This window comes from Rhizobium sp. 01L419 (assembly GCF_056400025.1).
Window position 1 is genome coordinate 64,736 of record NZ_JBFTSM010000019.1, and the last position, 11,535, is coordinate 76,270.

Genomic DNA, 11,535 nt, shown 5'->3' on the forward strand with positions numbered 1-11,535 from the left:
GTGTGCGAGAAGAACACTCCCAATCGTGCCAGTTATTCGTGGCGCAATGCCTCGATCGGATTGAGCTGTGCCGCTCGCCTCGCCGGGAAGAAGCCGAAGATCATGCCGATTGCCGCCGAGAAGACGAAGGCGATGAAGATGATGAGCGGGCTGACCACGAAGGGCACATTGAGGAAGCTGACCGTACCGTATGCAAGCGTCAGGCCGAGCATGATGCCGGCGATACCGCCAAACAGCGACAGGGCGACGGCTTCGACAAGGAATTGCGTCAGCACCTGATTTTCAAGCGCGCCGATGGCAAGGCGAATGCCGATCTCGCGGGTGCGCTCCGTTACCGACACCAGCATGATATTCATGATGCCGATGCCGCCGACGAGCAGACTGACGGCAGCGACTGCGCCAAGCAGGCCCGTCAGCAGCGTTGTCGTGCCTGTCATGGCTTCGGCGATCTGCGTCATGTCATTGACGTTGAAATCATCCTGGCGGCCGGGGATGATCTTGCGGCGCTCACGCAGCAGGTTCTCGACATCCGCCTGCACCTTCGACGTCGAGACGCCGTCGCGCGCTGAAATGAGAATCGTCGGCACATTGGAGCTGCCGCTGATGCGGCGCTGGAACACCTTGACCGGCATGATGACGGCATCGTCCTGGTCGTTGCCCATGCCGGACTGACCGCGCTTTGCCAGGACGCCGATAACAGGGCAGGAAACCTTGCCGACACGGATCAGCTGGCCGGTCGGATCGGCGGCGCCAAACAGTTGCTCACGCACAGTCTCACCGATGATACAGCGCGACTGGCCACGCTCCTCCGCCGGCGTGAATTCACGACCGAGCGCCAGATCCCAGTCCTGCGCGATGAAATAGTCGTTGGTCGTACCGTAGACAGTGGTCGAATGGTTCTGGCCACCGAAAATAACGGTCGCCGTCGACTGGTTGGACGGCGCCACCGCCCGCAACCCAGGAACCTGATCGCGGATCGCTTCGACATCCTTCAACGAGAAGCGTCGCGCCTCGGAACTGGCACGGCCGGGGCCGAACTGGCCGGGACGCACGAAGAGCATGTTGGTGCCAAGGCGCGAAAGCTCCGTCGAGACCTGCGCCGTCGTGCCATTGCCGATGGTGACGAGCGCGATGACGGCGGCGACGCCGATGACGACGCCAAGCACTGTGAGGAAGGAGCGCAGCAGATTGCGGCTGATGGCCCGCAGCGCCAGCTTCAGCGTTTCAAAGAACATGCTCTGCCCTCCGCCGATGCTCCACCTCGGTTTCCAGCTTGCCATCGACGAAGCGCAGCAGGCGTCCCGCATAGGCGGCGATGTCGGGCTCATGCGTGACCATAACGATGGTGATACCCTGTTCACGGTTCAGCCGCGTCATCAGATCCATGATCTCGATGCTGGTCCTGGTATCGAGATTGCCGGTCGGCTCGTCGGCGAGCAGCAAAGCCGGCTCCGTGACGATAGCGCGGGCGATCGCCACGCGCTGCTGCTGACCACCGGAGAGTTCCTGCGTCTTGTGATGCTCCCTGCCCGACAGACCAACGAGGCCAAGTGCCTCATTGGCCCGCTTGCGCCGCTCGCCAACTGCCATGCCGCGATAGATCAGCGGCAGTTCGACGTTCTCGACGGCGGAGGTACGCGACAGGAGATTGAAGCCCTGGAAGACGAAGCCCAGCATATGGCGGCGCAGAAGCGTCAACTGGCCGCGATCGAAGCCACCCGTCGAAATGCCCTGGAAGACATAGTCGCCCGATGTCGGTACATCGAGGCAGCCGAGGATATTCATCGCCGTCGACTTTCCGGAGCCGGACGGCCCCATGATCGCGACGAATTCATGCGCTCGGATCGAAAGATCCACGCGGTCGAGCGCGCGGATGGCCGCAGCGCCCTCGCCATAGATTTTCGAGACTTGGCTGAATTCGAGAAGCGGCGGGCGTTCCATCATCGGCTCCCGTCAGTTTGTCCGTGCAGCGGTATCGGTGATGATCGCATCCTTTTCGGCAAGCTCGCCCGAGGTAACCTGCGTGAACTGGCCATCGGAAGAACCGACCTGGATCACGACCGGTGCCGGATGACCGTTGCGAAGCACCCAGATGCGGCGTTGCGTCCCCGTCAGCTTGGAATCACCGCCCCCACCGCTGCGAGGCAGACGCGGCGGACGGAGCAAGCTGAAAATCCCACGGCCGCCACGCGTTTCCATCTGCGGCGGGGCGTAACGAAGGGCGGCATTCGGAACCATCAGCGTATCCTTGACGGCCTCAACGGTGATGTCGGACGTTGCCGTCATGCCGGGGCGCAGCAGAAGGTCGGCATTGTCGACCGAAAGGACCGCCTTGTAGGTGACGACATTGTTGACGACTTCGGAGGCGAAACGGATCTGCTCGATGACGGCCGGAAAGGTGCGATCCGGATAGGCATCGACCGTGAAGCTCGCCTTCTGGCCAACGGCGATCTGGCCGACATCGGCTTCATCGACATCCACCTGCAGCTCCATCTTCTTGAGATCGCCGGCAAGGGTGAAAAGCACCGGCGCCGAGAGCGAGGCAGCAACAGTCGCGCCCGGGTCGACGGAGCGGGTCAGAATCACGCCGTCGATCGGCGAGACAATCTTCGCCTTGGCAAGGTTGACCTCGGCAAGCTGAAGGTCCGCCTCGGAGGCCAGCACTTCGGCCTCGTTTATATCCTTGGCGGCGACGGCCGAGTCATATTTGTAGGTCGCGTCGTCGAGGCTCTGCTGCGTGGAGACGTTGCTTTTGACGAGGCTCTTCAGACGGTCGAGCGAGGTCGCGGCCGATTGCAGATCGGCATTTGCCTTGACGACATTGGCCTTGGCCGAATTGAGCTTCGCGCGCGAACTCTTCAAGTCGGCTTCCAGCTTGTTGGTGTCGAGAACGGCCAGAACGTCGCCTGCCTTGACGGTGCTGTTATAATCGACATTGACGTCGCGCATCGTGCCAGACAGTTCGCTCGATATATCGACCTGTTCGGTCGGCTGGACAGAGCCTGTTGCGGTGACGAGGACGGTGAGATCGCCGCGCTTGACCGGCTGCGTCGTATAGCTGACCTCGGCGCTGCCGCGGCCCATGTAGAAATAGGCAACAGCGGCAGCAGCAAGGATAACGAGCACCAGAACGGCCAGGCGTCCACGCCAGCGGCGCCCCCTGTTCTGTCGGCCAGCGGCCAGCACGGCAGCCAGATCGGCATTTGCGCCGGTTACAGAACCGGTCTCTTTGCCAGGCTCCAGATTGTCCATGTCATCCTCGATATATGCTTCGCCGCGTCGGGCCAGTTCGCGCCAGAATAATCACAACGAAGATGAACCCAACATTACCGTTGCGCTGATGATGGTACGGAAATGCGGCCGAAAGACATGAAATATTCGTAAGGAAACAGCCGGATGGCGCTCACAGTGCAAGCAGCGTGCTAGGAATGGGCAGATTCAAGCCTAACACTTATGGTTGCAACACCAATTCACTGAGAGGGCCGCGGCCTGAGGGCCCCCAGCATCGTACCCCAGATCTAACGCGCGGGCAGGATCGCGGCGCCGCCGGCCGCCTGAACTGCGAGGCTGCCCGTGGCAATGCCCTCACGCAGGAAAACATCGGCACTCGCGCCGCCAAGCCAGGCATGGATGAGACCGGCGTTGAAGGCATCGCCCGCCCCGGTCGTATCCACGACCTTGACGGTGGGGGCATTCTGATGAAGCCGCACATCGCCGGACGCGAAATAAGCGCCGCCGGCACCGGCTTTCAACGCCACCGCCGGGAAGCGCGCGGCGAGCCTGTCCAGCGCTTCGGCCGGATCGGAGCATCCAGTGATGGCAACGGCTTCCTCGACATTCGGCAGGAAGAGATCGACGCCTTCGCAGCGATCGAGAAAATCCTGCTGGTAGATGAGAGTCTCGTCCCAGCTCGGATCGAGGGATACGGTAAGGCCGTTCTCCCTCGCCTTTTCGACCAGGCCGGGGATTTCCGCAAGCGTCGCGAATTCGGCGACGTGCAGATGACGCGCCTCGTTCCAGGCAAGAGCTTCGGTGAGGGTCGCCGGCTCCGCGCCGCCGGCGCGCCGGGACAGGAACGCCCGCTCCTCGCCATTGTTGATAGCGACGGTGACCTGAGGGCCGGCATCGGCCGCCCGGTCGAGAAAGCGAAGGTCGACGCCACTTGCCTGCAGCTCTGCCGTCAGGCCGCTCGATAGCCCATCGGTGCCGAGGCGGGAGAGCAAAGCCGTCTTGCGGCCGATATGAGCGGAATAGGCAGCCATGATGAAAGCACCACCGCCTGCTGCAATCCGCATGTCGTCGGCAAAGAGTTCACGCCCGAGAACAGGCATGGTCTCCAGTCCTGTGAAGATCAGGTCGCAATAGATCCGGCCGATGCTGAGCACCGCGGATCGCTTGTCATTATCAGATGTCATTGGCGCCCGAGGGCCTTTTCCGTTTTTGCATCGAAAACATAGAGGGCACCAGAGGCTGCATGGGCGGTCACGGCGCTGCCGACGGCCGGTATCACCTTACCGGGTGCGGTTGCAATCACCGAGGTGCCTGCGAGATCGAAATGCACCAGCGTTTCGGCGCCGAGCGGCTCGACCGCCGTCACCGTGCCTGAGAGCGACAGGATGCCCGTACCCTCGCCGATAACAAGATCGTGCGGACGCACGCCGATCAGATGCGGGCCGCCCTGCCCGATGCGCAAACCATCGGCCGCGGCGGTGCCCGGCAGAAGGTTCATCGATGGGCTGCCGATGAAGCGTGCGGTGAAGATGTCGGCGGGGTTTTCATAGATGTCCATCGGCGTTCCTGCCTGCAGGATATGGCCATCCTTCATCACGACGATCCGGTCGGCCATGGTCATGGCCTCGACCTGATCGTGGGTGACATAAACGATCGTCGTACCGAGGCGCTGGTGCAACCGCTTGATCTCGATGCGCATCTGCGTGCGCAACTGGGCATCGAGGTTCGACAGCGGCTCATCGAAGAGGAAAGCGGAGGGGTTGCGCACCATGGCGCGGCCGATCGCGACGCGCTGGCGCTGGCCGCCGGAGAGTGCTGCCGGACGGCGGGCGAGATAGTCCGTCAATCCGAGGATCTGCGCCGTCTCATCGATGCGCTTGTCCTTATCCGCCTGCGAAAGCTTGGAAGTGTAGAGGCCGAAGCCGATATTCTGGCGCACGCTCATATGCGGATAGATGGCGTAATTCTGGAACACCATCGCGATGTTGCGTTGTTTCGGCTCCCGCTCGTTCACCACCTCGCCGCCGATCTTCAGCGTGCCGCCGGAAATGTCTTCAAGGCCGGCGATCATGCGCAGCGTCGTGGACTTGCCGCAGCCGGACGGACCGACGAAGACCACGAATTCGCCATCGGCGATCGCGAGATCGATGCCGTGCACGACATCCAGCTTGCCGTAACGTTTGACGAGCCCCTGCAGTTCGATATTTGCCATCAGGCGGTCCCCATCAATGCCGTGAATCTGGTTTGAAGTTCCTCAGCAGCGGCGGCTTCGCGCGCTGCGTTTTCCTGCGCATCTGCGGCGAATGCGGCAGCCTTTTCCTGGTAGGCTGCGAGCGCATCCGCCATCGGTGCCGGTGCGGGACCGCCGAAGCGGGCACGGACGGCAACGAAATGTTCCGGCGAGACAATCTCTGCAAACTGCACCTTGTCGATGTCGGGTTTGCGGCCCGCCAGTTCCTCGAAAGCTGTGAGGAAGGGCTCGTAGCCATCATCCGAAAGACCGCCGCCCTTGGCGACCACGGCACGTGCGACGGTTGCGGCAATCTCGTGCGCTTGGCGGAAGGAAAGCCCTTCGAGGCGGACCAGCGAATCCGCCAATTCCGTGATGGTGATGCAGGAACGGCGGATATTGTTTGCCACGCGCTCGGGGTCGATGCTGATCTGGGAGATGAAGGCGGCCAGCAGGTCGAGCACACGCCCGGCCGAGTGGAAGGCCTCATAGCCCATGCCCTGCGTTTCGCCCTCGCTATCGTTCATATCGGTGAAGGGCGTGTTGTGCATGACGTCGAGCACGGTGCGGGCGCGGCCAAAGGTCTGGCTCGCCAGATGGCGCATATGCTCGATCGGCACCGGATTGCGCTTCTGCGGCATGATCGAAGAGATCTGCACCAGCGCATTCGGCACATAAATCTGGCCGACCTCGAAGCTCGTCCAGAACTGGAAGTCCTGGATCAGGCGGCCGAGATGGAGGAACATCAGCTCGATCGCGCTATAGGTCGACGTGGTGTAATCGACCGCTGCGATACAGCTGTAGGAATTGCGCAGCGGCGCGGCAAAGCCCAGCAATTCGGCGACGCGGGCGCGGTTGATCGGGAAACCCGACGTGGTGATCGCTGCCGCTCCCATGGGGCTCAGGTCGACGATCTCACGTGCTTCCGCAAAACGCTCGATATCGCGGATCAGCACTTCGATTGCGGCCGAGAGATAATGGCCGAACGTGGTCGGCTGCGCCGGCTGGCCATGTGTATAGGCGACAATCAGAGTGTCCTTCTCCCAATCAGCCGTGGCGATCATCGCGTCGAGCAGCTTGCGCGCCTTGACCATCAGCGCATCGATACGCTCCTTCAGACCGAGTTTGAAAAGCGTATGGTCGATATCGTTGCGCGAGCGCGCCGTATGCAGGCGGCCGGCGATATCAACACCGATGCGGGCTTTCAACTCCTTCTCGATCAGGAAGAAGAAGTCTTCCACCTCTCCGGTATAAACGAGCTTTTCCGGGTCGATGTCGCGGTCGATCGCCTCAAGTGCACCGGCGATCTTGCCCGCCTGTTCGCGATCGAGAATGCCGGTTTCGACCAACATCACGAGGTGGGCTCGGTCGATGCGGCGGAAGCCGTCGACGTGATGCGTCTTGGCACCGTCGAAGAGCGGCTTCAGCACCGTTTCCTTATAGACCGGATCAGGAAAGACGCTCCTGTCGGCAAGGCGCGGATTGGTTTCGGTCATGTTCTACCCCTTCAGACCGGCCAGCATGACGCCGCGCACGATGTAGCGTTGCAGCACCAGGAAGACGAGCAGCGTGGGCAATGTCGCGAGTGCCGCACCGGTCATGATCATTTCCCATTGGATGGATTGCTCGACGGCAAAGCTCGATAGCCCGACCGGCAGCGTGTAGAGTTCGCGGCTGGTGGTGACGATCAGCGGCCAGAAGAAGGCCGTCCAGTTGCCGAGGAAGGTGAAGATGGCCAGCGCCGAGAGTGCGGGTGTGACCAGCGGCATCGCCACTTTCCACCAGATCTGGAACTCGTTCAGGCCATCAATGCGGGCGGCTTCGAGAAAGTCGTTCGGGACCGTTTCGAAGAACTGCTTCATCAGGAAGGTCCCAAAGGCCGTCATCATGCCCGGAAACATGATGCCCCAGTAGCTATCCAGCCAGCCGAGCTGCGCCGACATCAGGTACCATGGAATGACGAGCATTTCCGTCGGGATCATCAGGGTCGAGAGGATCGCCAGGAAGATAAGGTAGCGGCCACGGAATTCGAACTTGGCGAGCGTATAGCCGACGAGACTGTCGAAGAAGACGTTCGAAAGCGTGACCGTGCAGGCAACGATCGTCGAGTTCAGGAACCAGCGCATGAAGCGGCCGTCGGAGAGGACGGTGATGTAGTTCTGCAGCGTCGGCTCGGCCGGGATGAGGCGCAGGTCATAGACCTGGCCTGCCGTCTTCAGTGAGGTCGAGAACATGAAGAGCAACGGCGAGACCATGATGAGGCCGCCGATGAAGAGCAGCGTCCAGATGATGATCGCGCCGGGGCGGATATTGGCTTTCGGCAGCGGTGCCGCCGTATTGATCGTTACGGCACTCATTTACGCTCCCTCAGGATCCAGAGCTGCAGCAGGGAAACGCAGAGCAGGATGGCGAAGAGCACGACGGTCTGCGCGGCTGCATAGCCCATGTTGTAGGATGAAAAGGCCGTCTGATAGATCATGAGAACCAGAGGCTTGGTCGATCCGAGCGGGCCGCCGGGATCGTTGGTCGTCATGTTATAGACCTGGTCGAAGATGCGCAGGAAGCCGATGGAGGAGAAGACGACGAGGAAGACGGTCGTCGGTTTGAGCAGCGGCAGCGTAATCTTCCAGAGGATCGGCCATTCGCCGAGACCATCGATCTTCGCAGCCTCGTAGAAGGTGCTCGGGATTGCACGAAGGCCGGCCATGAAGATGATGATCTGGAAGCCGAGGCCGGCCCAGATGGAGGTGACCATGATCGACGGCAGCGCCTGGTCGACCGAGCGAATGAACTGCTGCTGCGGCAGGCCGATCATGCCGAGCACATCGTTGATGACGCCGATCGGAGCCGGCTGGTAGAACCAGCGCCAAACCCAGGCCATGGCGGCTGCCGTCGTCAGGAACGGCAAGAAATAGAGCGCGCGGATCAGCCCATGCAGGAAGCGCACGCGATCCAGGAAGAAGGCGACGACGAAAGAGATGAAGAGGCTCAGCGGCGTGCCGATAATGAGATAGGTGAAGGTGTTGCGGAAAACCTTCCAGAACTGCGGGTCGTTATAGAGCTTCACATAATTGGCGACGCCGATGAATTTCGGCGGCCTCATCAGGTTCCAATTGGTGAAGGACAGGTAGAAGGCCTGCAGCGTCGGGTAAAAGCGGATCACGCAGTAAAACAGGATCGGCAGGGCCAGGAATGTCCAGACCCAGACGAGGCGCTTCTGGCGCATCGTCAGCCGATCCCAGAACGATCCGGCGGGACGGCTGACAGCCGCCCCTTCCGTATTCGCGGGTGCGGAGCTCATGGCCGTCCCTTATTTGCTCTTGGCATTGTCGATGATTTCCTGCTCGGCCGTTGCGGCCTGGGCAATGGAATCCTCGGGCGACTGTCCCTCGAGCAGCACGCGGTTGACCATGTCGATAGCATTCTGGCGCTGGCCAGCTTCATCGACGAAAAGCGAGGTGTGGGAGTAAGCGAGCGCCTTGAGGAACGGCGCATAGATCGGGTTCTTGAGGTTCTCGTCGGTCAGCGCGGCTTCGCGGCGAGCCGGCAGTTCGCCAACCGTGCCGAGCCAGACCTTCATGGCTTCCGGCGAGGTCACGTAAGCGAGAAACTTCTTGGAGGCCTCCAGCTTTTCGCCTGACACCTTGGCGCCGATACCGTTGGCAAAATAGCTTGCATAGTTGGAGCGCAGGCCGTCGGCATTGGCCGGCAGCTCGGTTACACCCCATTCGAAATCCTTGATGCTTCCGAAGGAGCCAAGGCGGAAAGTGCCGTCGATCGTCATCGCCGCCTTGCCGCCACGGAATGCGGCCTGGCCTTCATCCATGAAACCGGTCTGGCCGACCTTCTTTTCAGTCTGCAGGCTGGTGTAGAATTTCAGCGCCTTGACGCCCGCGTCGCTGTTGTAGGTCACCTTGGAATAGTCTGCCGTGTAAGGCTCGCCGCCATACTGGCGGATCAGCACTTCACGCCACCACTGGTGATCCTGGCCGCCCATGTCGAGCGTCGTGCCTTCGACGGCAATATTGCCGGCGGCATCGCGCTTTACGGTCTTTTCGGCAGCAGCCACGAATTCATCGACGGTCTGCGGCGGCTTGTTCGGGTCGAGGCCGGCTTCCTGGAAGAGCTTCTTGTTGTAGAAAAGCGCCAGCGAACGCACAGCGGTCGGCAGGCCGTAATAATCGTCACCGCGCTTCATGGCTGATACGATCGGGAAGAAATCCTTCTCGATCTGGTCATGCGGGAAGGCATCCGTCGGCAGCGGCTGGAGCAGTCCGCCGGCGATGAACTGGTCGAGCCAACCGTAGAAGAGCTGCATCACATCGGGACCATTGCCGGCGAGATTGGCGGCAACGACGCGCGTCTGGTAGTCGGCATAAGGGAAAGTCGTCTGCTTGACGGTGATGTCGGGATTGGCCTTCTCGAAATTGGCGATCAGCTGGTCCATCGCCTTGACGCGGGTGTCGTAGACATACTGCCAATATTCGATTTCGACCGCTTGGGCGCTATTGACCGCAACCATGCTGATGCCCGCGAACAGGCCGGCAAACAAAACTCCGCGACGCATATTATCCCTCCATGCCGAGCCGGCCTTTATGCCGCTCGCGCTCATCTGGTTCCCCAGGGCCTTCCGCGATTTTGCCGGCGCCCCGATTTGATTCGCTCGGGAAGATGGAACTGAGGCTCCTCCTTCCTCGGCATCGCAAATGCGACCCATTCAGGCTCGTTGGGATGGAGGGCTTTGTCAATAAGATAATTTAGTTTAATTATTCTATTGCCCCTTTCATGATATGGGCGTTATCCATAGCGACAGAGACGGGGGGGCGGAGAGATGAGACGGCAATCCGGCAAGCAGCAGATCGCTATGGGCAAGAACCCTGAGCGCAGCCGCGACCACAATCGCCGTGTCGTACTGGATCTCGTGCGCATGCATGGCTCGCTCGGCCGCATGCATATCGCCAAACTCACGCATCTGACCGCGCAGGCCGTCGCCAATATCGTCGATGAACTCGTCAGCGAAGATCTGCTGATGGAAATCGGCCGCCTGCGCTCCGGCCGGGGCCAACCGCCGATTCAGTTTGCCGTCAACCCTGATGGTGCCGTCACGATCGGCGTCGAAATTGCCGCCGACCATATGGTGACGACCGTGCTCGACCTCTCCGGCAAGTTACGCTCCGAAACCATCATGCCGGTGGAGAATACCAGCCCCGAGCACATCGTTCCGCTCTTCGCCGGCGAGGTGAAGAAGGTTCGCAAGCGCTTCCCCTCCAAGCTTCTCGGCATCGGCGTGGTCATGCCCGGCCCCTTCGAAATCGAGGGCATGAGCTCGGTCGGCCCGACCACCCTGCCCGGCTGGAGCAGCATCAATCCGGCGGCCGTCCTCAGCGAAGCCAGCGGCGAGACCGTCATTGTCGAAAACGACGCGAACGCGGCGGCTGTCGGTGAGCGACTGTTCGGTGCGGGTCGCGCCATTTCCAATTTCGGCATGATCTATTTCGGAGTCGGCGTCGGTCTCGGCCTCATCCATGACGGTGCGCCCTTCCGCGGCGCTTTTGGCAATGCCGGCGAAATCGGCCATGTGGTCGTCGCCCCGCGCGGCAAACCCTGCCCCTGCGGTCAGCGCGGCTGCCTGGAGCGCTATGCCTCGCTGCATGCACTGAAGGAAAAGCTCGCCGAGGCCGGCTATGCGAATGCCGATTTCGCGGCGGTCGAGGTGCTGCACCGCAATGGTAACCCCGTTGTGAAGGAGTGGATCGCAGAGACCGCGGACTATCTTTCACCGATGGTGGCAATGCTGGAGAACATCCTCGATCCGGAAACAGTCATCCTCGGCGGCGCCCTGCCCGATGCCGTCATCGACGAGATCGTCGCGGCCATGCAGACGCTCCCGGTCTCCGTTGCCAGCCGGCGCACCCGCGCCCTGCCACGCGTCATCCGCGGTCAGACGGGCCAGCTCACCGCCGCGCTTGGCGCAGCCGCACTGCCGCTTTTCGAAGCCGTGACCCCCAAGCTCGACATTTCACCGACCGCCGTCGCCGATAACGCAGCTTAAGATGCGCGCCGCCGGTCTGCCC

Annotated in this window: 10 protein-coding genes; 1 reads left to right on the forward strand and 9 read right to left on the reverse strand. The window is 61.4% G+C overall.

What is annotated here, in order from left to right; all coding sequences use genetic code 11:
• Nucleotides 1–32: 32 nt before the first annotated feature.
• The 9 genes from AC1DUP_RS29585 to AC1DUP_RS29625 all read right to left on the reverse strand — a co-directional run bounded on the left by AC1DUP_RS29585 (nucleotide 33) and on the right by AC1DUP_RS29625 (nucleotide 10,028).
• A complete protein-coding gene (locus tag AC1DUP_RS29585; protein ID WP_113510258.1) occupies nucleotides 33–1,235 on the reverse strand; it encodes an ABC transporter permease in 1,203 nt (400 codons plus the stop codon).
• Nucleotides 1,225–1,941, reverse strand: a complete 717-nt coding sequence (locus AC1DUP_RS29590) for an ABC transporter ATP-binding protein (protein ID WP_477836269.1) — start codon at nucleotides 1,939–1,941, stop codon at nucleotides 1,225–1,227. The genes AC1DUP_RS29585 and AC1DUP_RS29590 overlap by 11 nt, the downstream gene beginning before the upstream one ends.
• Nucleotides 1,942–1,953: 12 nt before the next feature.
• Complete coding sequence (locus AC1DUP_RS29595; protein ID WP_477836271.1) at nucleotides 1,954–3,252, reverse strand: efflux RND transporter periplasmic adaptor subunit; 1,299 nt, start codon at nucleotides 3,250–3,252, stop codon at nucleotides 1,954–1,956.
• A gap of 266 nt (nucleotides 3,253–3,518) precedes the next feature.
• Nucleotides 3,519–4,415: a sugar kinase gene (locus AC1DUP_RS29600; protein ID WP_113510255.1), complete on the reverse strand. Its 897-nt coding sequence runs from the start codon at nucleotides 4,413–4,415 to the stop codon at nucleotides 3,519–3,521.
• Nucleotides 4,412–5,443 (reverse strand): ABC transporter ATP-binding protein, encoded by a 1,032-nt coding sequence (locus tag AC1DUP_RS29605; RefSeq protein ID WP_477836273.1) that lies wholly within the window; start codon nucleotides 5,441–5,443, stop codon nucleotides 4,412–4,414. The genes AC1DUP_RS29600 and AC1DUP_RS29605 overlap by 4 nt, the downstream gene beginning before the upstream one ends.
• The gene (argH, locus tag AC1DUP_RS29610; RefSeq protein WP_477836275.1) at nucleotides 5,443–6,957 is read right to left on the reverse strand and encodes an argininosuccinate lyase; all 1,515 of its coding nucleotides are present in this window, start codon (nucleotides 6,955–6,957) and stop codon (nucleotides 5,443–5,445) included. Before argH ends, AC1DUP_RS29605 begins: the two co-directional genes overlap by 1 nt.
• A gap of 3 nt (nucleotides 6,958–6,960) precedes the next feature.
• Nucleotides 6,961–7,803 carry a carbohydrate ABC transporter permease gene (locus AC1DUP_RS29615; protein ID WP_477836357.1) on the reverse strand — a complete coding sequence of 281 codons (843 nt, stop codon included), beginning with the start codon at nucleotides 7,801–7,803 and terminating at the stop codon, nucleotides 6,961–6,963.
• Between the two features lie 11 nt (nucleotides 7,804–7,814).
• Entirely contained in the window at nucleotides 7,815–8,687 is an 873-nt protein-coding gene (locus tag AC1DUP_RS29620; protein WP_477836359.1) for a carbohydrate ABC transporter permease, read from the reverse strand.
• Between the two features lie 84 nt (nucleotides 8,688–8,771).
• Nucleotides 8,772–10,028 (reverse strand): extracellular solute-binding protein, encoded by a 1,257-nt coding sequence (locus tag AC1DUP_RS29625; RefSeq protein WP_113295585.1) that lies wholly within the window; start codon nucleotides 10,026–10,028, stop codon nucleotides 8,772–8,774.
• 264 nt (nucleotides 10,029–10,292) lie between these two features.
• Between AC1DUP_RS29625 and AC1DUP_RS29630 the strand changes: the two genes are divergently transcribed.
• Nucleotides 10,293–11,513: an ROK family protein gene (locus AC1DUP_RS29630; RefSeq protein WP_477836277.1), complete on the forward strand. Its 1,221-nt coding sequence runs from the start codon at nucleotides 10,293–10,295 to the stop codon at nucleotides 11,511–11,513.
• Nucleotides 11,514–11,535 lie beyond the last annotated feature (22 nt).

Bases quoted from the DNA above. Each gene is read 5' to 3' on its own strand.
- AC1DUP_RS29585 (WP_113510258.1), bottom strand. From the start codon at position 1,235: ATGTTCTTTGAAACGCTGAAGCTGGCGCTGCGGGCCATCAGCCGCAAT.
- AC1DUP_RS29590 (WP_477836269.1), bottom strand. From the start codon at position 1,941: ATGGAACGCCCGCCGCTTCTCGAATTCAGCCAAGTCTCGAAAATCTAT.
- AC1DUP_RS29595 (WP_477836271.1), bottom strand. From the start codon at position 3,252: ATGGACAATCTGGAGCCTGGCAAAGAGACCGGTTCTGTAACCGGCGCA.
- AC1DUP_RS29600 (WP_113510255.1), bottom strand. From the start codon at position 4,415: ATGACATCTGATAATGACAAGCGATCCGCGGTGCTCAGCATCGGCCGG.
- AC1DUP_RS29605 (WP_477836273.1), bottom strand. From the start codon at position 5,443: ATGGCAAATATCGAACTGCAGGGGCTCGTCAAACGTTACGGCAAGCTG.
- argH (WP_477836275.1), bottom strand. From the start codon at position 6,957: ATGACCGAAACCAATCCGCGCCTTGCCGACAGGAGCGTCTTTCCTGAT.
- AC1DUP_RS29620 (WP_477836359.1), bottom strand. From the start codon at position 8,687: ATGCGCCAGAAGCGCCTCGTCTGGGTCTGGACATTCCTGGCCCTGCCG.
- AC1DUP_RS29625 (WP_113295585.1), bottom strand. From the start codon at position 10,028: ATGCGTCGCGGAGTTTTGTTTGCCGGCCTGTTCGCGGGCATCAGCATG.
- AC1DUP_RS29630 (WP_477836277.1), top strand. From the start codon at position 10,293: ATGAGACGGCAATCCGGCAAGCAGCAGATCGCTATGGGCAAGAACCCT.